We start from the raw sequence: 21,514 nt of genomic DNA, 5'->3' as shown, positions 1-21,514 counted from the left end.
GTTTGATGCGTCGCTGTTCGGCGTGCCGGAACCGGCCAGCTGGGCCATGCTGATTGCCGGCTTTGGCCTGACCGGTGCCGCCATGCGCCGCCGCCGCACGGTTGTTGCCGCCTGATTATTTTGCCGCTTCGGCGTTTGCCGGAGCGGCAACAGCAGCTTATGCGTCTCCCGGTGGCATAGGGAGATGAGTGTGCGGATTATCGGCGTGATCGGGGCGGGCCTGATGGGCAATGGCATTGCCCATGTGTCGGCGCAGGCCGGTTATGATGTCGTCTTGTCCGATGTGGCGATGGAACGCTGCGAAGCCGCCAAGGCGACGATTGCGAAGAACATGGCCCGGCAAGTGGCCAAGGGCGTGTTGACCCGGGACGCTGCCGATGCGGCGCTGGCCCGGATCAGCCTGACCACCAATGTTGCCGATTTCGCCGCCGCCGATCTGGTGATCGAAGCCGCGACGGAAAACGAAGCCGTGAAGGGCAAGATTTTTGCCGGACTGGCCGGCGTGCTCAAGGCCGATGCGCTGCTGGCCAGCAACACCAGTTCGATTTCGATCACCCGGCTGGCGGCCGCCACAGGCCGTGCGGACCGGTTTTGCGGGCTGCATTTCTTCAACCCGGTGCCGCTGATGGCGCTGGTGGAGATCATCCCCGGCCTCGCCACGTCCGCCGCCACCACCGCGGCCATGCAGGGTTTTGCCGCGAAACTGGGCAAGACCGCGATTTTGGCGGGCGATGCGCCGGCGTTCATTGTCAACCGCGTGCTGTGCCCGATGCTCAACGAAGCCATCTTTGCGCTGGGTGACGGCGTGGGCAGCGTGGTGGATATCGACACCGGCCTCAAACTCGGTGCCAACCACCCGATGGGGCCGCTGGCGCTGGCGGATTTCGTCGGGCTTGATACGTTGCTCAGCATCATGAAAGTGATGCAGGACGGCACCGGCGATCCCAAATACCGTCCGGCGCCGCTGCTGGTGAAATATGTGGAGGCCGGCTGGCTGGGGCGGAAATCGGGGCGGGGCTTTTATGATTATTCGGGCGCCGAGCCGGTTGCCACCCGATAGAATCTGGCCGATGAAACTCACCTTCACCAAGGGCAGCGGCAAGTCTGACCGGCTGGTGATCGAAACGGCGGCTGGCCCGCGTCCGCCGATTGACTGCCCAAAACAGGGCATCATCCCGCACGACATGGTGCACTGGGCGGTGGAGGCCGAGGTTGCCGCCGCCGGCTTCCTGCGACTGATCGGTGAAGGCGGGGACAGCGGGCAACGCGGGGCGCTGGGCATCGCGTCGGCTGAGAGTGTCGAACGGCTGGTCGAGATGTTTCAGGGCGAGGGCTGGAGCAATGCCGTACTGCCCGATGACGCATTCACCGCGCTGTATGCCACAACCTGTGAAGCGCGCGGGGATGCGCCGCTTTCCGTCACTGGCGCACTGCTCACCGCCGTCCGCACGCGCATTGCCGGCGTGAGCGCGCAGTGGGCGGCGGTGCCGGTGGGCGGGCAATTGATGCTGGAATTGCCACTGGAACAACGCGGCCATCCCCAATAAGGCGAAACCATGAGCCCACACGCCCCCCACCCTGACATGCTGGCCAAAACGGAAACGCTGATCGAGGCGCTGCCGTATCTGCAGCGCTATGCCGGCGCCACCTTTGTGGTGAAATATGGCGGCCACGCCATGGGCGACGCGGAGCGGGCGCGGGATTTTGCCGAGGATATCGTGCTGCTCAAGGCCGTGGGCATCAATCCGGTGGTGGTGCACGGCGGCGGGCCGCAGATCGGCAATCTTTTGAAACGGCTGGGTATCGAAAGCCGCTTTGTCGATGGGCTGCGGGTGACCGATGCCGCGACGGCGCAAGTGGCGGAAATGGTGCTGGCCGGCAGCATCAACAAAGAAATCGTGGCGCACATCGCCCAGGCCGGTGGCCGCGCGGTGGGGATCAGCGGCAAGGACGCCGGGCTGGTGATCGCCACCAAGGTACAGCGCACCATCAAGGATCCCGGCAGCGCCATCGAACAGGCTGTCGATCTGGGCTTTGTCGGCGAACCGGCGCACGTCGATCGCAGCATCATCGACACGCTGGTGGCCGCCGGCATCGTGCCGGTGATCGCGCCGGTGGCAGTGGGCAAGGACGGCCACACCTATAACATCAACGCCGATACCATGGCCGGTGCCATTGCCGGCGCGCTGGGCGCGGCGCGGCTGTTTTTGTTGACCGATGTGGCCGGGGTGCTGAACAAGGCCGGCGCACTCGAGACCGATCTGACGCCGGCCGCCATTGCGGGCCTGATCAGCGATGGCACCATCACCGGCGGCATGATCCCCAAATTGGAAACCTGCGTCGCGGCAGTCGGAGCCGGGGTAGATGCCGCCGTCATCCTGGATGGCCGCATTCCGCATGCGCTGCTGCTGGAAATCTTCACGCGCAAGGGCGCCGGCACACTGGTGCGGGCCGACTGATTGGTCAGGATTGAGGCTGCCGGGCCGCGGTGCTAGCCTGTTGTCCAAGGGCCGCTAATCGGCCTGCGGGGGGCTTTTTCATGCATTCCATCCTGTTTCGCCGCAGCGCTTCGCATCGCGCCTTGTGGCTCGGCTTGTTGCTGGCGGTGGCAGCGCCGGCGCTGGCGCGGGGCCTGTCCCCGGACGATCTGCCCAAAATCGTGCGCATCGGCGATCCGCAATTGTCGCCCGATGGCAAGTCGGTGCTCAGCGTTATTGCGCGGGCCAATCTGAAGGACAATCGTTGGGACGCTGATCTCACCCTGATCGATGTCGCCACCAAGGTTAGCCGTGTTCTCACACGCGGGCGCCAGGGCTTGGGCAGTGCACGCTGGTCGCCCGATGGCCGCAGCATCGCGTTTCTGGCCAATGATGCGGCTGGCCGCGCCCAGGTTCACATTCTGGCGATGGACGGCGGCGACGCGAAGCCTTTGACCAGTAGCAGGACGCCGGTGACGCATTTGGCCTGGCGCCCCGATGGCGGCGCGCTGGCCTTTGCCGCCGCTGACGAAACGCCGGAAAAAACTGGCGAAGCGCGGTTTGAAGACGCATTCGAGGTGGGCAATCACAGCTTTCTTGATCGCACCCCGCGCCAGCCAATCCACATCTGGACGGCGGCGCTGGCCGATGGCGCCGTGAAGCGGCTGACCAGCGGCGCGCGTTCGTTGCCGCTGGGGCTGCTGCCCAATGGCCCGCCTTCGCAGCTGAACTGGACGCCCGACGGGGCTGGCCTGATCTTCGTGCAATCCGATACGCCGGCGACGGGCGATGCCGACAGCGGCCGGCTGATGCGGGTGGATGTTGCGACCGGCACGGTGCAACCGCTGCTGGCCGGCGGCGCGCGGCAGGATACGCCGCAAATCTCGCCGGATGGCCGCAGCATCGCCTTTGCCGCACCGCGCGGCGACGTGCCGGCCCATCAGCGCCGGGTGATGATTGCGCCGGTTGGCGGCGGCGCGGCGCGTGATGGGGCGCGTGATGCGGCGCCTGCGTTGGATGTTGCGGTCGATCTGGTCGGCTGGCTGCCCGATGGCCAGTCGGTCGTGCTCAGCGGTACCGATGGCACACACAATGGCTTGTGGGTGGCGCGGGACGGCAAGGCGGCGCGGCTCGATCTGGACGGGCTTGATCCGGCCAGTGCCGATATCGGCAGCAATGGCGCGATTGCCTTTACCGCTACCACGGCGGATCGCCCGGCCGAATTGTTTCTGATCGCAGCGCCGGGCGAAAAACCGCAGGCGCTCACCCAGCTGCAAACCGTAACGGACGGCGTGACGCTGGGCCGGCAGGAAAGCATCAGCTGGAAAAGCGATGGCTACACCGCCGACGGGGTGATCACCTACCCACCCGATTACCAGCCGGGCACCAGATTGCCGCTGGTGTTGTATATCCACGGCGGGCCGGTGGCGGCATCGCGGCAATCGTTCAGCACATCCGCGCAGATTTTGGCGGCGCAGGGCTGGCTGGTGCTGGAGCCCAATTATCGCGGCAGCAACAACCGCGGGCATGTGTTTCAGGAAGCCATCATCCGCGATGCCGCCGCCGGGCCGGGCCGCGATATCATGGCCGGCATCGCGCTGCTCAAACAGCGCGGGCTGATCGACGACAAGCGCATGGCGGTGACCGGCTGGTCATACGGCGGGATGATGACAAGCTGGCTGATCGGCAATTATCCGGGTGCGTGGAAAGCCGCCGTGGCCGGTGCGCCGGTGACCGACGTGCTTGATCAATACACCACCGCCGACAGCAATCGCGCCCGCGCCGGGCAATATGGGCCGTCGCCGTTCGTGGGCAACAACATGGCAAGCTATGCCCGGCAATCGCCGATCCAATATGCCTGGCGGGCCAAGGCGCCGACGCTGATCATGGCCGATGTCGGCGATTGGCGGGTGACGATCCCGCAAGCCTATAAATTGTATCGCGCCCTCAGCGACAACAAGGTGCCGGTGAAGTTCGTTGCCTATCCGGTGGCGGGCCATTCGCCGGCCGATCCGATCCGCGCCCGTGATGTGTGGCGGCGGTGGGTGGAGTGGCTGAAACCGCGGCTCGGTTGAAGGGCAAGGGCGGAGCAGTTTTTTTGCGACACAGGAATTCTGTCCAAACCGCCCCGGCAGGCGGCGCCGTTTACCTTGGCGCGGCGCCCGCTGCGTCAAGATCGGCGGTGGCGGCAGCGGCGGATTGGGCTGGCGTGGCCACCGTGCGGGTGGAGCGGATCATCGGTGCGGCGCGGTCCGACCAATCCATGAAGCTGCCCCGGGCGCGGCGGTAATTGTCCTTGGGAATATAAAGCGTGATGCCTTGCAGATCGAGATCGCGGGCTTCGGCGTTGCCCATCGCGGCAAGCAGGGTGAAGCCGGCAACATAGGCATTGCGGCGCGCGGTGGCCAAGATCACCTTGGCGTTGATCAATTCCTGTTCGGCGTTGAGCACTTCGATGATGGTGCGGTTGCCGACGCCGTTTTCGGCGCGCACGCCTTCGAGGCTCAGGCTGTTGGCGGCGATCGCGCTTTCGGCGGACTTGATCACATCAAGGCTGGCGCGCCAGCTGGCAAAGGCCGAACGCACCTGGCTGACGACGCCGCGTTCGGTGCCGATCTGGTTTTCCATCGCGGCGGTTTGCCGGGCCTGTGATTGGCGGATCTGCGCTGCCGGACGGCCGCCCTGATACAACGGAAGCTGCAACTGCGCGCCGATCACGGCGGATTGCTGTGCGGCGGGGATGTTGATCGGAATATTGGCGCGGGCGCCGCCGAAGTTGTCGTTGCGGTTGACGTTGCCAAAGCCGCTGAGCGTCGGCAGCCGGCTGGCGCGGGCGGCCTTCACATCATATCCGGCGGCTTCGCTGTTCTTGGTGGCGGCGGCGATATCGGGATTTTCCTTGATGGCAATTTCCACGGCTTCGGCCACGTCGGTGGGCAAGCCGGGCAGCGGCGGCGGCTGCGACAGATCGGCCGGCACATCGCCGACCTGCTGGATATAACGTTCCTTGGAGCCGATCAGATTGGCCTCGGCGTTCCTCAGATCGGCCTGCGCCTGGCTCAGCCGCGCTTCGGACTGGGCGACATCGGTGCGGGTGAGATCGCCGACTTCAAAGCGGTCCCCCGTGGCGCGCAGGTTGACGCCGAGGTTGCGGACGTTGGCGCGGTTGAACTCGACGATCTGGGTGTCGCGCAGCACGTCGTTATAGGCCGCCACAACCTGGCTGAACACGCTGGCTTCGGTGGCGCGAAGCGTTTCCTCGCCGGCGGCAACGCGCGCGTCGGCGGCCCTGATACCGTTCTTTACCAGCCCGCCCTGATAGATCGGCACGTTCAACTGGCCCTGCGTGTTCAGCGTGCGCGGAATGACCACGAACTGGCCGCCGGGGATCAGCACGTTTTCGTTATACGTCGAATTGATCTGCACCGAAGGCAGGCCGGCAGCGCGCTGAATCGGCACGTTCTCGTCCGCGGCCATCTGATTGGCGCGGGCGGCATTGAGCGTCGGGTTGGTCTGATAGGCCTTGGCCAGCGCGCCTTGCAGCGTTTCAGCGGCAGCCGGTGAAGCCACGATGCACGACAGGCCAAGCAACGATGCCCCCAGCCGCGCGGCAATCTGCGAGCGGGAAGGGCGACGGCGGCTTGCCCCCGGACCAAGCGTCAGCATTCACATCATTCCTTCGTTATCGCTCGCCCGTGAAAGGCCGGCCATCGCCCCCTCGGCGGTGCCTTATAGAGGCAAGACAGCCGCTGGCCAAGAGCAAGACCGCCTTAATTTGAGCAGCAACCAAATTTGTCAGCCTGTCACGGTGTCACGGCCTTGAGATAAGCCGCGATGGCGGTGCGATCGGCTTCGGGCAATTGCGCCATGTTGGCCTGCACCTCGACCATGCTGCCGCCCACGCTGTCATAATCGGGCGTGAAGCCGGTTTTCAGATAATCCGCGATTTCAGCCGCGCTCCATTTTAGTCGCGCCGGCAAAATGCCCGGCACTCGGCCTTTTCCTTCGGCATCAGGGGCGCCCTGCAGCCAGCGGGCCCGGTCAAGGCCGCCGAATATGTCGCGCGGGGTGTGGCATTCGCCGCAATGGCCGGGGCCTTCCACCAGATATTGCCCGGCGCGCACCTGCGCCGGCGCAGTGGCGGGCAGCCGGGCCACCGGGCCAGTATCGAGATAAAGCCGCTTCCACAGGCCGATGCCGCGCCGGATATTGAACGGAAATTTGATCGCGCCCGCCGCAGGCTCGCCCGCCACGGCCGGCAGCGTGCCGAGATAGGCAAACAGATCGGCGACGTCGCCCGCCGTCATCCTGGCATAGCTGGTGTAGGGGAAGGCGGGGTAATAATGCCGGCCATCGGGGCTGATGCCGCGCCGCATTGCATTGTCGAAATCGGCCAGGGACCAACCGGCAATGCCGTCAGGCGAAGGCGAGATGTTGGGCGGCTGGAACGCACCGAACGCCGTCGCCAGCACCGCGCCGCCGCCCAGTTTCAGCCGGTCTGCGCCTTTGGCGCCCTTGGCGGCGTGGCACGAGGCGCAGCCGCCAACATGGAGTATGCGCGCGCCGCGCTGCGCATCGCCGGGGGCTTGTGCCACGACATCAGCCGGCAGCGGCTGCGGCGCGGTGACCAGCCAAGCCGCGCTGGCGCCCACGGCACCGAGCAGAACGAGGCTGGCCAGCAGACGCTGCATCTCAGTTCTTCTTGATGCGGAAGCCTTCGTGGCAGGTCTTGCAGTTGGCGGTAACCATGCCGAATGCCTTGCCGAATGTGGCTGCGTCGGTTGGCTTCAGCGCAGCAGCAGCGGCGGTATCTTTCTGGAACTTGTCGGTGGCGATCTTCCAGTCGGCCGGCATCGTCCAAATCGCCGACGAAGCTTCGGTGTCACCGCCGGTCTTGCTGTTTGCCGGGAAATGCGCCGGGAACGCCTTGGCGGCGGCGGCATAATTGGCGAGGATCTTGTTCGCCACTGCGGCATCGAAAGGCACCACGCCCTTGAGCATCTCGCCGCCCATCTTGGTGTCGCGGCCATTGCCCTTCATGATCGCCTGACGATCTTCGATGGGGCCGGCGGCAGCGGTGGCGGCGGGCAGGATCACGGCAACAGCCAACACGGCAGCAAACATTGAACGCAGCATCATCTCGTCTCCCATTCAGCAGTCTTACGACGTCGGCAACTTTATCCCCTGCCGCCGCTGCCGCCAATGGCTCAATTGGCGCGGGCCCTTACCCGGGCCGCCAGCGGCGTCTCTCGACCTCTCCCGCAACGGGAGAGGTAAGTTTCAACGCAGATCGGGCGGCGTGGCATCGGCCTTTATCAGCGCCGCCGCCTCGGCCAGCGGCATCACCTTCTGCTCGCCGCCCTTGAGGCTGCGCAGCGCCACCGTGCCTTCTTCGGCCTCGCGGCGGCCGACGACCAGCATGTACGGCGCTTTCTGCAAGCTGTGTTCGCGCACCTTGAGGTTGATTTTTTCGTTGCGCATGTCGGTTTCCACGCGGATGCCGGCCTTGCGCAGCGTGGCGGCCACCGTGCCGGCATAATCGTCCGCATCCGAAACGATGGTGGCGACGACGGCCTGCACCGGCGCCAGCCAGGTTGGGAACCAGCCGGCGAAATGTTCGATCAGGATGCCGATGAAACGTTCATAGCTGCCCAGGATGGCGCGGTGCAGCATCACCGGGCGGTGGCGATTGCCGTCTTCGCCCACGTATGATGCGTCGAGCCGATCGGGCAGCACCGTATCGGTCTGGATGGTGCCGACTTGCCAGGTGCGGCCGATCGCGTCGGTAAGGTGAAATTCCAGCTTGGGCGCATAAAATGCGCCTTCGCCGGGCAGTTCTTCCCAGCCCCAATCCGCATTGTCGCGCCCGGTCGCCTTGACGGCATCGCGCATCGATTGTTCGGACCAGCCCCACATCGCATCGGTGCCGAACCGCTTCTCCGGGCGCAGCGCCAGCTTGATCGCATAGCTGAAGCCGCCAAGATCCTTGTACACCGCATCGAGCAGGTCGCAGAACTGGGCGATTTCGCCGACGATCTGGTCTTCACGGCAAAAGATATGGGCATCGTCCTGGGTGAACTGGCGCACCCGCATCAGCCCGTGCAGCGCGCCGTGTGGCTCGTTGCGGTGGCAGCAGCCCATTTCCGCCAGCCGCAACGGCAGATCACGGTAGGATTTGATGCCCTGGCGGAAAATCAGCACGTGCGCCGGGCAATTCATCGGCTTCAACGCCATCCACTGCGCCTTGTCGCTCACCACCGGGCCTTCATCCTCGGTGTTGGGCACTTCATCGGGGATGACGAACATGTTCTCGCGATATTTGCCCCAGTGGCCGGATTGCTCCCACTGGCGCGCATCCATGATCTGCGGGGTTTTCACCTCAAGATAGCCCGCCGCATCGAGCCGGCGGCGCATATAGGCCTCCAGCGCGCGATAGATCACGAAACCGCGCGGGTGCCAGAACACGCTGCCGTGGGCGACTTCGTCGAGGTGGAACAGGTCCATCTCGCGGCCCAGCTTGCGGTGGTCGCGCTTGGCGGCTTCTTCGAGGCGCAGTAGGTGGGCGTCCAGTTGCTTCTTGTTGAGCCAGGCGGTGCCATAGATGCGGCTGAGCATGGCGTTGTTCTGGTCGCCGCGCCAATAGGCCCCCGAAACCCGCGTCAGCTTGAAGGCTTGGGCGTCGAGCTTGCCGGTGGAGGGCAGGTGCGGCCCGCGGCACATGTCGAGCCAATCGTCGCCCGACCAGTACACCGTCAGATCCTCGGAGCCATCGTCATTGGCGGCAAGTTCGGCGGCCCACTGCGCCTTGAAGCTTTCGCCCTGCTGTTTCCAGCGGCTGATCAACTGCGCGCGGCTCCACACTTCGCGGCGCAGCGGCTTGTCGGCCCGGATGATGGCGCGCATCGCGTCTTCGATGGCCGGCAGGTCTTCCTCGGTGAACGCGCCGCGATCCGCCGGCGGGGCGAAATCATAATAAAAGCCGTCGTCCGTCGATGGCCCGAATGTGATCTGCGTGCCGGGAAACAGGCCCTGCACCGCTTCGGCAAGGATATGCGCAAAATCATGCCGTGCCAGTTCCAGCGCATCGGCCTCGTCTCGCGCCGTCACCAGCGCAAGGCGCGCATCGGCTATGATCGGCCGCGACAGATCAACCAGTTCGCCGTCCAGCTTTGCCGCCAGCGCCGCCTTGGCAAGGCCAGGCCCAATGCTCGCCGCCACATCACCGCCAGTGGTGCCGCGCGCAACCTGGCGCTGCGAACCATCGGGAAGCGTGAGGGTGATGAGATCGGACATTGCAGGCCTTTGATCGTGAACGACGCCGCAAACGCTGCGGCATGGCCGCGCTTAGCCAAAAAAGTCGCCGTTCGCCACCGTGAACTGGCGCAGCCTGCACACCGCGTGCACACCGCCTGCGCCACTGGACAACCGCCATGGCATTGCGCATCGTCCGGATGTTCGGGCGGAAAGGGGCACGGGGATGACGGGGGTGCACAGGATGCTGCTGAGCCTGCTGGCAGTGCTTGGCTGGCAGGCTGCGGCGCAGGAGGCGGCGGCTCAGGAGGCGGCGGCGCAGGAGGCTGTCCGGTGTCCGCAGCCTGCCTGCGCGGCGGTGGCCGGTGGACGCACGCAAGGTTGGGCGCCGCAATCGCGGGCCGAGGTGGTGGCCCGGCGCGGCATGGTCACCTCCAGCCAGCCGTTGGCGACGCAGGCCGGCCTTGCGATCCTGCGCCGGGGCGGCAATGCCATGGATGCGGCGGTGGCGGCAGCGGCGGTGCTTGCCGTGGTCGAGCCGATGAGCACCGGCGTCGCCACCGATCTGTTCATGATTGTCTGGTCGGCCAAGGAAAAGAAACTCCACGCCCTCAACGCCAGCGGCACCGCGCCCAGCGGGGCGACGCCGGCGCATTATGCCAGCCTGGGTTACACAAAGGATCCGGCCAACTGGGGGCAGGGTTCCGGCATGCCGCGCTTTGGTATTCTCACTGTGACTGTGCCGGGCACGGTGTGGGGCTGGGATGCGGCGCTGACACGTTTTGGCACGCTCGGCTTTGCTGATGTGCTGGCCGATGCTGAATATTATGCAAACGAAGGCTTTCCGGTATCGCCGCGCATCGCGGCAGACTGGCCGGATTTCCCCAGGGCACTGCCGCTGGCAGCTTGCTGCACCGTTCACGATCCCGACACGCTGGCGACGTGGACGAACGATGGCCAGGCGCCGCGCGTGGGCGAGATGTTTCGCAATCCCGGCCTTGGCCGCGCCTTTTCGCTGCTGCGCCGGGAAGGGGCCGATGCCTTTTATAAGGGTGATATCGCGCGCGCGATCCTTGCCAAATCCACGGCGCTGGGCGGCAGCATGACAGCGGCAGACATGGCAGGCTATCGCGGCCAATGGGTGGAGCTGCTGCACACGCGCTACCGCGATCACGATATCTATCAGCTTCCGCCGCCGTCCCAGAGCTGGGCGGCGCTGGAAATGCTCAATATTCTCGAAGTCTGCGTGCCGCTGTGGTCGCCGGGGCAAAGTCTCGCAAGCCTCGGGCCGGCCAATCCGCGTTATTGGCATTATCTGGTGGAGGCAAAGAAGCTGGCCTATGCCGATCTTTCGGCGTGGAACGGCGACCCGCGTTTTTCGGCGGTGCCAGCGGCGCGGCTGACCTCCAAGGCCTATGCGGCCAGCCTGTGCAGCCGGGTCGATCCGGCGCGGGCGGCCACCACCCGGCCCGGCCCGGCCGATCGCAGCGGCGACACGGTGGCGCTGTCCACCGCCGATGCACAAGGCAATGTGGTTGCGATGATCACCTCGGTTGCCTCGGGGTGGGGATCGGGGTTGACCGTGAAGGAATACGGCCTGCTGCTGCACAATCGCGGCGTGCAGTTCAGTCTTGATCAGGCCTCGCCCAACATCATCGCGCCGGGCAAACAACCCTACAACACGCTCGCTGCCGGTTTCGTGATGAAGGATGGCGCCCCCGCGCTGTCGCTGCTGCTGATGGGCGGCGACATGCAGGCGCAGGGGCACGGCCAGGTGCTGGTCAACATGCTCGATCTGGGCGCCAATGTGCAGATGGCGACCGATATGGCGCGCTTCCGCCACGGGCAGGTATCGGATGTGCTGATACTGGAGCCGCAGCTTGATGCGCTGGTCGGAGCCGAACTCAAAGCGATGGGCCATCGCCTCGGCCAGCCCGGCAGCGGCGTGATGGGCGGCTATCAGGCCATTCGCATCGAACAGGGCAAGGATGGCAAGCCGCTCTATCGCGCCGGCTCCGATCACCGCAAGGATGGCCAGGCCGCCGGCTGGTAGCGGGCAGTCGCAAGTGGATTGGCCTCATCGGCAGGCCGCGCTGCGCCGCCCGGAGAGCGGCACCGTTGATGCCTGGCAATGCTGCAATGGCTTGCAGCGGCGAGCCGGGCTTGGCAGGGTTGATGCCGATGTCGTCCCCGCTGCCTCGCCGAACTGCGAAAACCCGTCCGCTCGCCGGCCTGCTGATCAGCGCTGGGCGCCGCGAAGCCGTGGTGGTGACCGCGCATGAAAAGCGGCTGGTGATCAATGTCGAGGCCGACATCAGCGCCATTCCGCTGGCCCGGGTGCGCCGCGATGCGGGCCTCAATCTGTGCCGTACCGACAAGGCGGATTGGCAGATCAGGCTGGATGCGCTGCCGCCGCTCGGCAGCTGGGTGCATGATCTGCCGCTGCAGCGCCCGGCAAGCCCGCTGCGCCGCGCCGTGCTGATCGTGCTGGCCCTGATTGGCGTGCTGGCGGCCGGGTTGTGGGCAGCGCGCGACGAAGCGGCGCTGCTGGCGGCACAGCTGTTTCCGCACCAGATCACCGATCGCATCGGCCGGGCTTATCTTGCCGAACTGGGGCCGCAGTGCGCGGGCGCGGCCACTGGAGGCGGTTACTGGATATTGTCGGCCTTTGCCCCTAACCCGGCGGCATGAGCAGCCTCCAGCAACTGGGTCATCACGGCGCCGCCCTCGCCTATCGCTTCACGCCCGGCGCCGGCCCGTTGCTGGTGTTCCTGCCCGGCTATATGAGCGAGATGACCGGATCGAAGGCCGAAGCGCTGAGTGACCGCGCGCGGTCGCGCGGACAGGCGTACTTGCGGCTGGATTATTCCGGCTGCGGGGCCAGCGGCGGCGCTTTTCTGGAAGGCAGCATCGGGCGCTGGACGGCCGATGTGCTGGCGGTGATCCAGCATGTGTGGCCGGCGGGGCAGGTGCTGCTGGTGGGATCGTCGATGGGCGGCTGGATCGCGCTGCTCGCCGGGCAGGCGCTTAAAGACCGGCTGGCCGGGCTGGTGGGCATTGCGGCGGCGCCGGATTTCACCGTGTGGGGCCTGAAACTGGGCGAGGCGGAGCGGCGGCAGCTTGAGGCAAACGGCTTTTTCACCCGCCCATCGGACTATGGCGAACCCTACCGCTATTCGCGCGCGCTGATCGACGATGCGCCGCGACATCTGCTGATGGATGGCCAGATCGCGATAACGGCGCCGGTGCGGCTGCTGCACGGCCAGTGCGATGATGCGGTGCCGTGGCGGCTGTCGCTGGATATCGCAGCGCGGCTGGCGGGCGGCGATGTTCAGGTGCGGCTCATCAAGGATGGTGACCATCGGCTTTCACGCGAGAGCGACATTGCCGCGCTGATTGCCACGGTTGAGGAATTGCTTTGAAGCGTCTGCTCGCCCTGATGCTGTTGGTCGCTGCGCCGGCCCTGCCGAATTTCCCGGCACTGGCCGCGCCGTCCGATCCCACGCGCTATGCCGCATGCATCGAAATGGCGGGCAAGGATCCGGCGCGCGCCATGCAGCTGGCCTATGCCTGGCGCATCGAAGGCGGTGGGGTGGCCTCGCGCCATTGCCTCGCTGTCGCCCAGATGCACGCCCGTCATCACGACGCGGCGCTGAAAAGCTATGAGGCCGCCGGGCAGGCCAGCGAGGATGCCCGCGACGGCCGCGCCATCGTGCTGTGGCGGCAGGCCGCCGATGCCGCAATGATCGCTGACATGCCGGCCGAGGCGGTGCGTTTTCTGGGCCGCGCGCTGGCAAAGCCAGGTGGGCTGGAATTGAGCCCGCGCGCCGAGGCCGATCTGCTCACCACCCGCGCCGAAGCCCACGTGGCCGTGGGCAAGCCCGATCTGGCAATGGCCGATCTCACGCGCGCCACTGAAATTGCATCTGATTTCTTCACGCCGTGGCTGCTCAAGGCGACGCTGGCTCGCCGTCAGGGCAATTTGGCGGTGGCCGAAGCTGCCTTGCTGAAGGCTGCAGCGCTGGCACCGGAATCGGCCGATGTGGAACTGGAAGCCGGCAATATCGCAGCGGCCAAGGGCGACATGCCGCTGGCCCGCCAGGCCTGGGAAGCCGCTGCCGCCGACGCGCCCGACACGCCGGCCGGGCAGGCTGCCGCTGCCGCGCTTGGCCGCATGTCTGCCACCATTCCCAAAGACGCGCTCGGCGAAAAACCACTGACGAAAGACGCGCTGCCTGCTACACCGCGTTGATGGCCAGGTCCGATTATCGCTTTGTCTGGAATGCCCGCGCCCGTTATGCCGAAGTGGACGCGCAGGCGGTGGTGTTCAACAGCCGCTATCTTGAATATTTCGACATTGGCATCACCGAGTATTTCCGCACAGTCGGCCTGTATCCGCAGCCCAATTTGCAGGGCGCGCCCGATTTGCACGTCGTCAAGGCCGAGGTGGTTTATCATGCCCCCGTGCTGCTGGACGAGGAAATCGCCATCTGCGTGCGCTGCGAGAAGGTGGGCCGCACGTCGATGACTTTTGCTTTTGAAGTGCACGGTAATTCGGGCGAAGATCTGCGCGCCAGCGGCAGCGAGGTGCAGGTGCATGTTGATGAACCGCGCGGGCGGCCGACGCCGGTGCCGGACACGCTGGTGGCCTTGTTCGAAGCCTTTGAAGGACGCGTTTTGAAATGAAATATCTGCACACCATGATCCGCGTGTCGGACGTGGCGGAAACGCTGCGGTTTTTCGAATTGCTCGGCCTGGTGGAATTGCGCCGGTTTGACAACGAGGCCGGACGGTTCAGCCTGATTTTCCTGGCCGCGCCGGGGGATGAAAGCGCCCAGATCGAATTGACCCACAATTGGGACGAGCGGGGCTATGCCGGCGGGCGCAATTTCGGCCATGTCGCCTATGCCGTGGATGATATCCATGCCGCCTGCCAACGCCTGATGGACGGCGGCGTGACCATCAATCGCCCGCCGCGCGATGGCCGCATGGCCTTCGTGAAATCGCCAGACGGGATTTCGGTGGAGCTGCTGCAAGCCGGCCCGGCGCTGGCACCCGCCGAACCGTGGCTTTCGATGCCCAATGTGGGGAACTGGTAAGATGCTCGAAATCGTCGGCGTGCAGGTGCTTTCCGACAATTATGTCTGGCTGGCGCATGATGCGGCCAGCGGCGAAACGGCGGTGATCGATCCGGCCGTCGCTGGCCCGGTGCTGGAGGCAGCGACCAGCCGGGGCTGGAAGATTACCCAGATCCTCAATACCCATTGGCACCCCGATCATGTCGGCGGCAATGCCGATATCGTGGCGGCCACCGGCGCCAAGGTGACGGGGCCGCAGGCGGAGGCCGGCAAGATCCCGCTCATCAGCCGCGCCGTGGTGGAAGGCGATATGGTGCAGATCGGCAGCCATGTCGGCCGCGTGATCGATTGCCCGGCGCACACGGCGGGGCACAATGCCTATGCCTTCGAAGGCGCGCTGTTCTGCGGGGACACGCTGTTTGCCATGGGTTGCGGCCGCTTGTTTGAAGGCACGGCGCAGCAGATGCACAGCGCGCTGGCCAAGTTCATGGCGCTGCCGCCGCGCACGCTGGTGTATTGCGCGCATGAATACACCCAATCAAACGCGCGCTTTGCCGTGACGGTGGAGCCGGAGAACGAGGCGCTGATCAAGCGTGCCGAAGCGGTGGACCGGCTGCGCAGCCGCGGCGAGCCGACCGTGCCGTTCAGCCTGGCGATGGAAGCGGCCACCAACCCGTTCGTGCGCGCCGGTAGCGTGGCCGAACTCGCCCGCCGCCGCGCCGCCAAGGACGTGTTTCGCGGCTGAGGTGGGCGCATTCAGGCGCGATAAAGACTTCATGAGGCAAATGCGACCGTTATGAACCACTTACTGTTGATTCTTGCGGCGCTGACCGCAGCCACCCCCGCGTTGGCTGATGATGGGGCGCTCAAAGCGCCGGCCACGCAGGACTGTCTGGTCAGCCGCAACATCCTGCAAGCGCAGGCCGGCTTTGACGGCAAATGGTATGCCCGGCTGCGCAATGGCAACTGGTGGCGCAACAGCATGAACTGCCCCATCCTGAAGCCGCGCCGAGCGCTGGTGCACACCAGCCCGATCGGCAGCCAGTGCCGCGGCGACATCGTGAGCGTGGTGGATTTCAGCGCCGGCGGCGTGTTTTATGGGGGCTGCGGGCTGGGCACCTGGGAACGCGTGGCCAGCCCGCCGCCAAAACCGCCCAAGCGGCCCGAATCAGACGATTAAGGCTGCAGGCCGGCCAGCCCCGCTGTTTGGTGATGCCTTGGCCGCAACAATCAGCTGCGGGCGTCGAGCCTGGCCCGGATGGCATCCCAGATGCGGGCCGGCGTGTCGGTGCCGTTGAAGCGGTCGATGGCGCGGATGCCGGTGGGGGAGGTGACGTTGATTTCGGTCAGGAAACCGCCGATCACGTCGATGCCGACAAAGATCAGCCCGCGCTTTTTCAGCTCCGGCCCCAGCCGCGCGCAAATTTCTTGCTCACGCGGCGTCAATTCGGTGGGCTGGGCGCTGCCGCCAGCGGCCAGATTGGAACGGATTTCACCCTTTTTCGGCAGGCGGTTGATGGCGCCGGCCGGTTCGCCGTCCACCAGCACGATGCGCTTGTCGCCTTGCGCCACGGACGGCAGGAACGCCTGCACCATGAACGGTTCGCGCCACACGCTGCTGAACAGTTCAACCAGCGCCGGCAGATTGCCATCCGTCTTGTCGATCAGGAACACCGCCGTGCCGGCATTGCCATACAGCGGCTTGACGACGATGGCGCCGTGGCGGGCGCGGAAATCCATCGCTTCCTCAAGACTTTTGGTCACCAGGGTTGGCGGCATCAGATCGGGAAAGCGCAGCACGAACAGTTTTTCGGGCGCGTTGCGCACTTCGGCGGGATCGTTGACCACCAGCACCCGGTCCTGAATCTGCTCCAGCAAGTGGGTGGCGGTGATGTATCCCATGTCGAAGGGCGGATCCTGGCGCATCAGCACCACGTCGGTTTCATCAGCCAGATCGACGGTGCGCGGATCGCCCAGCCATTCGAAATGCGCGCCGGCCTGATTGATTACCTTCAAAGGCCGGGCCTTGGCACGCACGCGGCCATTTTCGGCTGACAGATCATCGGCCAGATAATGCAGCAGCGTCGCGCCGCGCGACTGCGCTTCCAGCATCAGGGCAAAACTGGAATCACCGGCAATGTTGATGGTTTCAACCGGGTCCATCTGAACCGCAACGCGCAGGGTCATCGGAAAAACCTTTTCAATTGTCTGAACGCGTCAGCGCGGCAAACGCGATGCGTATGCGCGCCCCCACCTGGCGATCGTGCGTGGTTTCCAGCATGGCGGTGAGGCTGGCGCGGGCGGCGGCCATGCGGCCGCTGCGCTGTTCCAGCCCGGCGCGTTCCCACCACAGGCTGCTCATTTCCGGCGCGATGGTGGTGAGCCGTTCATGCAGGATCAGCGCCCGGGCGGTGTCGCCATTGCTTCGGGCGCGGCCGGCCTGGTTGGACAGCATGCGCACCAGCATCTCACGGTTGTCCAGCACCGGAAAACCCCCGGCAGCCGCCGCGCCGCCGGCTTGGCGGGCGATATCGCCGGCCCGTGCCGGGGAAACGCTGGTGCCGTGATCGAACGGATCGATCAGCACTGAATCGCCGCTGCCGTGCACTTGCACCAGCACATGGCCGGGCAGCGCCAACGCGTCGGCGCGCCAGCCAACGCGGCGGGCCAGCGCGACATAGAGGATGGACAAGGTGATCGGCAGGCCCAGGCCGCGTGTCGCCACCGCCACCAGATCGGCGTTCAAGGGATTGTCATAATCCGCTGTGTCGCCGGTCAACCCGGCTTCACCGGCGATCAGGCCGGCAAGGCGCAAAGCGCGGCCCTTGGCCGTTGCCGGGGCCAGATCGCGTTGCAGGGTGATCGCCCAGCCCGATACCAGCCGGCGCAGCTTGCCGGCGTCGGCCTGCGGCCGGTCGGCCAGGCTGAGGGCGATGCCGGCTTCGATGGTGTCGATATCGGCCTCGTCCATCAGGCCCAGTGTTGCCAGTTGCTGTGTCGCCAGTTCCATCACGCCTCTTCCCGCCAGATGGCGATCATGTGCCGGGGCAGCGCCCACGGCGTGATCACTACCGCATCATGCCGCAACACCGCGCCCGGCCAGCCGTGCCGCACGGCCAGCCAGCGGGCAGCCGCCTGGCACCGCCGTGCTTGCGCACGATGCAGTGCCGCCACGCCCATGTCGAGAGTGGGCCGCGCCTTTACTTCTACAAACACCAGCGAATCGCGGCGGCGCAGCAGCAGATCAATCTCCCCGCCCGGCGTTTTCAAGCGCCGGCCAATCAAGCGATATCCCTTCGCCATCAGCCAGATGGCGGCGATGTGTTCGGCCAGGCGGCCTTTGCGCTCGTTGGCTTGACGCCGGCGATTAGCCATCCTTGAGGACCAGCGCGCGGGCATAGACATCGGTTCGGGGCAGGCGCAGCCGATCGGCAACAGCCTTCGCCGCATCCTTCACCCGCATTGTCGCCAGCGCGCCGCGCAAAGCCGAATCGAGATCCTCGGCCGTGGCCGCCGGCGCCGGCAGCGGCGGGCCGACCAGCACGACAATCTCGCCTTTTGGCGCCGCGGTGCCCCAACGTGCGGCCAGTTCGGAAAGCGGCCCGGTCACCATCTCTTCGAACTTCTTGGTGAGCTCGCGGCCCACGGCTGCCGGCCGGTCGCCCAGACCAGCGTGGAGCGCCGCCAGTGTCACGGCCAAACGCGGGCCGGATTCGTAGAAGGCCAGCGTCGCGGGCACAGCCGCCAGCTCGGCAATCACATCGGCCTTGGCCTTTTCCTTGACGGGCAGGAATCCGGCAAACAGGAAACGATCGGTGGGCAGGCCGGCGATGGACAGCGCCGCGATCACTGCCGACGCGCCGGGCACTGCCACCACGTTCACGCCTGCAGCGCGGGCTTCGGCAACCAATTTATACCCCGGATCGGAAATAAGCGGAGTGCCTGCATCCGAAACCAGCGCCACGGGTTCTACCAGGGCGCGGGCAATCAAGCCCGGGCGGGCACGGGCGGCGTTGTGATCATGATAGGGCAGCATCCTGGTTTTGATGCCGAAGTGATTGAGCAGTTTGCCCGTGACCCGTGTATCCTCGCAGGCAATCAGGCTGGCGCGGGCGAGCACCAGCAAAGCGCGGGCGCTGATATCCATGAGATTGCCGATTGGCGTCGCCACGATATAAAGCCCCGGCGCAAGCGCGGCCCCAGGTGCATTGGCGGTCAGGGCTTCGGGATCAAAAGAAGGGTGCAGGCTCACATGGCTATCAAGAGCGGGGTTGAGCCCGGCTGGCAAGTGCTGCGCGCAGGCATTATCGGCCTTGGCGTGCTGGTGGCGGCCTGCTCCATGCCGAAAAAGGCACCGCCCGCGGCACTGCCGCCGCCGCCCACTGCGGTGACCGCGCCAAAGCCGGTGCCGCCGCCGGAAGCGTCTTTGAACAAGGTGGCTCTGCTGGTGCCGCTGACCGGCCCCAATGCAGCGCTGGGCGAATCCATCGCCAATGCCGCCGCGCTGGCCATGGCCGATCTGGGCAAGCCGCAGGTGCAATTGCTGAAGTTCGATACCGCGCCGGGGGCAGGCGAGGCGGCGGCCCAGGCGCTGGCGGCCGGTGCCGGGCTGATTTTGGGGCCGCTGCTGGCCAGCGATGTGCCGGCAGTATCGGCGGCAGTGGCCGGCCGGCCGGTACCGATCCTGTCGTTCTCCAACGATGCCGGGGTGGCCGGCGGCGATGTGTTCGTGATGGGGTTCCAGCCCGGCGCCGCGATTGGCCGGGTGATTGCCTATGCCCGAAGCCGGGGGATCGAGCGCTTTGCCGCGCTGGTGCCGCAGGGAGCCTATGGCCAGCGTGCGCAACTGGCGTTTGTCAGGGCGGTGAACGATGCCGGCGGGCGATCAACTGCGGTGGTGAGCTATGCGCGCGACCCGGGCAAGCTGGCGGCGGCGGCAGCGCAGGTGACCAATTATGATGCGCGGGTGCGGGCCAGCGGCAAGCCGCAGATTCGCGCCGATGGCACAGTGGCGCGCGTGGCGGGGGCGCTGGCGCCGGTGCCGTTTCAGGCGCTGATGATTGCCGATTCAGGCACGGCGGCGGCGCGTTTCCTCAAGCCGCTGGCGCGATTTGGCGCCGCGCCGGGCCAGATCGTGATTTTGGGCACCGAATTGTGGAACAACGAGCCTGGTCTTGAACGGGTGCCGGCACTGAAGGGCGCGCTTTATGCCACGGTGGCGGATGCGCGCTTCAATCAACTCGCTGCCCGTTACCGCGCCAGGCACGGCACCAATCCGTCGCGGCTGGCTTCGCTTGGTTACGATGCTGTGCTGCTGGCCAGCAGTCTTGCGGCGCGCTGGCCGCTGGGGCAGATTTTTCCGCGCAGCAGCTTGCTGGCGCGTGATGGTTTTGCCGGCATCGATGGCGCCTTCCGTTTCACCTCGTCCGGCGTTGCCGAACGTGCGCTGGAGGTGGACCAGCTTGGCGGCGGCACCGTTTCGCCAGCCCCGTCATCGTTCTGAAACACGTGAACATCGCCTCGGCGACGGCTGGGGCTAACGCGCGATTTCTGCCAGCACGGCATTGGCCAGCGGCCAGCCAGCAGCGGTGAGGCGGATGCCGCGCGCGTCGCTGAACAGCAGGCCTTGATCTGCCAGCCGCGCCACGGCGGCGGTGTTGAGTGCGTCGACCAAGGCCGTGCCGCTGCGCGCGGCAAATCGCTGCGCATCGATGCCTTCGGCCAACCGCAGCCCCATCACCAGTGCTTCGGTGGTGCGTTCCGGCAACGTGAGCGGCGCCTCGCTTTCCATGCCGTGGCCTGTTTCAGCGACGCCGGCCAGCCAGGCTTCGGGTTTCTTGCGGCGCAGCGTGGCAACGCCCATCCGCCGGCCGTGCGCGCCAGGCCCGATGCCGGCATAGTCGCCATAGCGCCAATAGGTCAGGTTGTGGCGGCTTTCCATGCCGGGCGCGGCGTGGTTGGAGATTTCATAGGCTGGGATGCCCGCCGCTGCTGTTTCCGACTGCGTGATGGCAAACAGATCGGCGCTGGTGTCTTCATCGGGCATCACCAGTTGGCCGCGGGCGTGCAGGGCGGCAAAGCGCGTGCCGGGTTCAATGGTGAGCTGATAGAGCGACAGATGCGTGGTGCCGAAACCGAGCGCGCGGTGAAGTTCTGCGTCCCAGCTTTCGCGGGTCATCCCCGGCCGGTCATAGATGAGATCGAAGCTGACCCGGCCGAACGTCGCCTGCGCCACATCCAGCGCGGCCAGCGCGGCGGCGAGATCGTGCGGGCGGCCAAGCAGCTTGAGCGCGGCATCATCGAGCGCCTGCACCCCCAGCGAAAGTCGATTGACCCCGGCGCTGGCGAAACCGGTAAAGCGGTCGGCCTCGACGCTTGACGGATTAGCTTCGAGGGTGATTTCGAGATCGGGTTCGGGCGTCCAGTGCTGGCACGCCGCATCGATGATGGCTGCGACGGTGGCGGGCGGCATCAGGCTGGGGGTGCCGCCGCCGAAAAAGATGCTGGCCAGCCGGCGGCCGGGCAAGCGGGCGGCCTCGAATGCCAGATCGGCCAGCAGGGCGGCCTGCCATCGCTGCTGATCAACGCTGGCGCGAACGTGGCTGTTGAAATCGCAATAAGGGCATTTGGTGACGCAAAACGGCCAGTGGACGTAGAGCGCAACCGGAATGTCTGCCATCAGCCCGCCACCGGCGGCAGCAGTGCTAT

23 protein-coding genes are annotated in these 21,514 nt (G+C 66.0%); 14 read left to right on the top strand and 9 right to left on the bottom strand.

Annotation, left to right across the window (positions count from 1 at the left end):
- The 5 genes from ACESL8_RS08295 to ACESL8_RS08275 all read left to right on the top strand — a co-directional run.
- A partial coding sequence (locus tag ACESL8_RS08295) for a PEPxxWA-CTERM sorting domain-containing protein (protein ID WP_372917730.1) occupies positions 1-115 on the top strand: 115 nt, incomplete at its 5' end.
- A 69-nt stretch (positions 116-184) separates the two neighbouring features.
- The gene (locus ACESL8_RS08290) at positions 185-1,060 is read left to right on the top strand and encodes a 3-hydroxybutyryl-CoA dehydrogenase (protein WP_372917726.1); all 876 of its coding nucleotides are present in this window, start codon (positions 185-187) and stop codon (positions 1,058-1,060) included.
- Positions 1,061-1,070: 10 nt separating this feature from the next.
- Complete coding sequence (locus ACESL8_RS08285; RefSeq protein WP_372917724.1) at positions 1,071-1,547, top strand: hypothetical protein; 477 nt, start codon at positions 1,071-1,073, stop codon at positions 1,545-1,547.
- A 9-nt stretch (positions 1,548-1,556) separates the two neighbouring features.
- Positions 1,557-2,459, top strand: coding sequence for an acetylglutamate kinase (gene argB / locus ACESL8_RS08280; protein ID WP_372917722.1), 903 nt, complete (start codon positions 1,557-1,559; stop codon positions 2,457-2,459).
- A gap of 80 nt (positions 2,460-2,539) precedes the next feature.
- Positions 2,540-4,552 carry a prolyl oligopeptidase family serine peptidase gene (locus ACESL8_RS08275; protein WP_372917720.1) on the top strand — a complete coding sequence of 671 codons (2,013 nt, stop codon included), beginning with the start codon at positions 2,540-2,542 and terminating at the stop codon, positions 4,550-4,552.
- Between the two features lie 70 nt (positions 4,553-4,622).
- On the opposite strand, the gene ACESL8_RS08270 is transcribed toward ACESL8_RS08275, so the two are convergent.
- From ACESL8_RS08270 to thrS, 4 genes are all read right to left on the bottom strand, one after another.
- Positions 4,623-6,143: a TolC family outer membrane protein gene (locus tag ACESL8_RS08270; RefSeq protein WP_372917718.1), complete on the bottom strand. Its 1,521-nt coding sequence runs from the start codon at positions 6,141-6,143 to the stop codon at positions 4,623-4,625.
- Positions 6,144-6,280: 137 nt separating this feature from the next.
- Positions 6,281-7,168: a c-type cytochrome gene (locus ACESL8_RS08265; RefSeq protein WP_372917716.1), complete on the bottom strand. Its 888-nt coding sequence runs from the start codon at positions 7,166-7,168 to the stop codon at positions 6,281-6,283.
- Position 7,169: 1 nt separating this feature from the next.
- On the bottom strand, positions 7,170-7,616 hold the full coding sequence (locus ACESL8_RS08260; RefSeq protein ID WP_372917714.1) for a cytochrome c: 447 nt from the start codon (positions 7,614-7,616) through the stop codon (positions 7,170-7,172).
- Between the two features lie 141 nt (positions 7,617-7,757).
- Positions 7,758-9,770 (bottom strand): threonine--tRNA ligase, encoded by a 2,013-nt coding sequence (thrS, locus tag ACESL8_RS08255; protein ID WP_372917712.1) that lies wholly within the window; start codon positions 9,768-9,770, stop codon positions 7,758-7,760.
- Positions 9,771-9,972: 202 nt separating this feature from the next.
- Here thrS and ACESL8_RS08250 point away from each other — a divergent pair, with 202 nt between their 5' ends.
- From ACESL8_RS08250 to ACESL8_RS08215, 8 genes are all read left to right on the top strand, one after another.
- The gene (locus ACESL8_RS08250) at positions 9,973-11,781 is read left to right on the top strand and encodes a gamma-glutamyltransferase family protein (protein WP_372917710.1); all 1,809 of its coding nucleotides are present in this window, start codon (positions 9,973-9,975) and stop codon (positions 11,779-11,781) included.
- 128 nt (positions 11,782-11,909) lie between these two features.
- Positions 11,910-12,419 (top strand): hypothetical protein, encoded by a 510-nt coding sequence (locus ACESL8_RS08245; RefSeq protein ID WP_372917708.1) that lies wholly within the window; start codon positions 11,910-11,912, stop codon positions 12,417-12,419.
- Positions 12,416-13,150, top strand: a complete 735-nt coding sequence (locus ACESL8_RS08240) for an alpha/beta hydrolase (protein ID WP_372917706.1) — start codon at positions 12,416-12,418, stop codon at positions 13,148-13,150. Before ACESL8_RS08245 ends, ACESL8_RS08240 begins: the two co-directional genes overlap by 4 nt.
- Positions 13,147-13,980 carry a hypothetical protein gene (locus ACESL8_RS08235; protein ID WP_372917704.1) on the top strand — a complete coding sequence of 278 codons (834 nt, stop codon included), beginning with the start codon at positions 13,147-13,149 and terminating at the stop codon, positions 13,978-13,980. The genes ACESL8_RS08240 and ACESL8_RS08235 overlap by 4 nt, the downstream gene beginning before the upstream one ends.
- Positions 13,980-14,414: an acyl-CoA thioesterase gene (locus ACESL8_RS08230; RefSeq protein ID WP_372917702.1), complete on the top strand. Its 435-nt coding sequence runs from the start codon at positions 13,980-13,982 to the stop codon at positions 14,412-14,414. Before ACESL8_RS08235 ends, ACESL8_RS08230 begins: the two co-directional genes overlap by 1 nt.
- On the top strand, positions 14,411-14,827 hold the full coding sequence (locus ACESL8_RS08225) for a VOC family protein (protein ID WP_372917700.1): 417 nt from the start codon (positions 14,411-14,413) through the stop codon (positions 14,825-14,827). Before ACESL8_RS08230 ends, ACESL8_RS08225 begins: the two co-directional genes overlap by 4 nt.
- Position 14,828: 1 nt before the next feature.
- The gene (gene gloB / locus ACESL8_RS08220; RefSeq protein ID WP_372917698.1) at positions 14,829-15,551 is read left to right on the top strand and encodes a hydroxyacylglutathione hydrolase; all 723 of its coding nucleotides are present in this window, start codon (positions 14,829-14,831) and stop codon (positions 15,549-15,551) included.
- A gap of 51 nt (positions 15,552-15,602) precedes the next feature.
- Complete coding sequence (locus ACESL8_RS08215; protein ID WP_372917696.1) at positions 15,603-15,986, top strand: hypothetical protein; 384 nt, start codon at positions 15,603-15,605, stop codon at positions 15,984-15,986.
- Positions 15,987-16,036: 50 nt separating this feature from the next.
- Here ACESL8_RS08215 and gshB read toward each other — a convergent pair whose 3' ends face one another.
- From gshB to rsmI, 4 genes are read right to left on the bottom strand one after another with little or no spacing between them, the layout of a single operon-like run.
- Entirely contained in the window at positions 16,037-16,993 is a 957-nt protein-coding gene (gene gshB / locus ACESL8_RS08210) for a glutathione synthase (RefSeq protein WP_372917694.1), read from the bottom strand.
- A gap of 13 nt (positions 16,994-17,006) precedes the next feature.
- The gene (locus ACESL8_RS08205; protein WP_372917692.1) at positions 17,007-17,816 is read right to left on the bottom strand and encodes a tetratricopeptide repeat protein; all 810 of its coding nucleotides are present in this window, start codon (positions 17,814-17,816) and stop codon (positions 17,007-17,009) included.
- Positions 17,816-18,181, bottom strand: a complete 366-nt coding sequence (locus ACESL8_RS08200) for a YraN family protein (RefSeq protein WP_372917690.1) — start codon at positions 18,179-18,181, stop codon at positions 17,816-17,818. Before ACESL8_RS08200 ends, ACESL8_RS08205 begins: the two co-directional genes overlap by 1 nt.
- Entirely contained in the window at positions 18,174-19,058 is an 885-nt protein-coding gene (rsmI, locus tag ACESL8_RS08195) for a 16S rRNA (cytidine(1402)-2'-O)-methyltransferase (RefSeq protein ID WP_372917688.1), read from the bottom strand. Before rsmI ends, ACESL8_RS08200 begins: the two co-directional genes overlap by 8 nt.
- On the opposite strand from rsmI, the gene ACESL8_RS08190 reads away from it, so the two are divergent.
- Complete coding sequence (locus tag ACESL8_RS08190) at positions 19,059-20,309, top strand: penicillin-binding protein activator (protein WP_372917686.1); 1,251 nt, start codon at positions 19,059-19,061, stop codon at positions 20,307-20,309.
- 33 nt (positions 20,310-20,342) lie between these two features.
- On the opposite strand, the gene hemW is transcribed toward ACESL8_RS08190, so the two are convergent.
- A complete protein-coding gene (gene hemW / locus ACESL8_RS08185) occupies positions 20,343-21,485 on the bottom strand; it encodes a radical SAM family heme chaperone HemW (RefSeq protein WP_372917728.1) in 1,143 nt (380 codons plus the stop codon).
- Between the last annotated feature and the right edge of the window lie 29 nt (positions 21,486-21,514).

Origin of the sequence: Sandarakinorhabdus sp. (assembly GCF_041689835.1) — a bacterium.
GTDB lineage: Bacteria > Pseudomonadota > Alphaproteobacteria > Sphingomonadales > Sphingomonadaceae > Sandarakinorhabdus.
Note: the sequence above shows the minus strand (reverse complement) of the source record. Positions and strands in the feature narration are given on the sequence as shown.

What these genes read in the sequence shown, in the direction of transcription:
- ACESL8_RS08215 (WP_372917696.1), top strand. Translation starts at nt 15,603, where the DNA reads ATGAACCACTTACTGTTGATTCTTGCGGCGCTGACCGCAGCCACCCCC.
- hemW (WP_372917728.1), bottom strand. Translation starts at nt 21,485, where the DNA reads ATGGCAGACATTCCGGTTGCGCTCTACGTCCACTGGCCGTTTTGCGTC.
- ACESL8_RS08275 (WP_372917720.1), top strand. Translation starts at nt 2,540, where the DNA reads ATGCATTCCATCCTGTTTCGCCGCAGCGCTTCGCATCGCGCCTTGTGG.
- ACESL8_RS08205 (WP_372917692.1), bottom strand. Translation starts at nt 17,816, where the DNA reads ATGGAACTGGCGACACAGCAACTGGCAACACTGGGCCTGATGGACGAG.
- thrS (WP_372917712.1), bottom strand. Translation starts at nt 9,770, where the DNA reads ATGTCCGATCTCATCACCCTCACGCTTCCCGATGGTTCGCAGCGCCAG.
- ACESL8_RS08270 (WP_372917718.1), bottom strand. Translation starts at nt 6,143, where the DNA reads ATGCTGACGCTTGGTCCGGGGGCAAGCCGCCGTCGCCCTTCCCGCTCG.
- ACESL8_RS08250 (WP_372917710.1), top strand. Translation starts at nt 9,973, where the DNA reads ATGCTGCTGAGCCTGCTGGCAGTGCTTGGCTGGCAGGCTGCGGCGCAG.
- ACESL8_RS08290 (WP_372917726.1), top strand. Translation starts at nt 185, where the DNA reads ATGAGTGTGCGGATTATCGGCGTGATCGGGGCGGGCCTGATGGGCAAT.
- ACESL8_RS08230 (WP_372917702.1), top strand. Translation starts at nt 13,980, where the DNA reads ATGGCCAGGTCCGATTATCGCTTTGTCTGGAATGCCCGCGCCCGTTAT.
- ACESL8_RS08245 (WP_372917708.1), top strand. Translation starts at nt 11,910, where the DNA reads ATGTCGTCCCCGCTGCCTCGCCGAACTGCGAAAACCCGTCCGCTCGCC.
- gloB (WP_372917698.1), top strand. Translation starts at nt 14,829, where the DNA reads ATGCTCGAAATCGTCGGCGTGCAGGTGCTTTCCGACAATTATGTCTGG.
- ACESL8_RS08260 (WP_372917714.1), bottom strand. Translation starts at nt 7,616, where the DNA reads ATGATGCTGCGTTCAATGTTTGCTGCCGTGTTGGCTGTTGCCGTGATC.
- ACESL8_RS08285 (WP_372917724.1), top strand. Translation starts at nt 1,071, where the DNA reads ATGAAACTCACCTTCACCAAGGGCAGCGGCAAGTCTGACCGGCTGGTG.
- ACESL8_RS08240 (WP_372917706.1), top strand. Translation starts at nt 12,416, where the DNA reads ATGAGCAGCCTCCAGCAACTGGGTCATCACGGCGCCGCCCTCGCCTAT.
- ACESL8_RS08190 (WP_372917686.1), top strand. Translation starts at nt 19,059, where the DNA reads ATGGCTATCAAGAGCGGGGTTGAGCCCGGCTGGCAAGTGCTGCGCGCA.
- gshB (WP_372917694.1), bottom strand. Translation starts at nt 16,993, where the DNA reads ATGACCCTGCGCGTTGCGGTTCAGATGGACCCGGTTGAAACCATCAAC.
- ACESL8_RS08265 (WP_372917716.1), bottom strand. Translation starts at nt 7,168, where the DNA reads ATGCAGCGTCTGCTGGCCAGCCTCGTTCTGCTCGGTGCCGTGGGCGCC.
- ACESL8_RS08200 (WP_372917690.1), bottom strand. Translation starts at nt 18,181, where the DNA reads ATGGCTAATCGCCGGCGTCAAGCCAACGAGCGCAAAGGCCGCCTGGCC.
- argB (WP_372917722.1), top strand. Translation starts at nt 1,557, where the DNA reads ATGAGCCCACACGCCCCCCACCCTGACATGCTGGCCAAAACGGAAACG.
- ACESL8_RS08225 (WP_372917700.1), top strand. Translation starts at nt 14,411, where the DNA reads ATGAAATATCTGCACACCATGATCCGCGTGTCGGACGTGGCGGAAACG.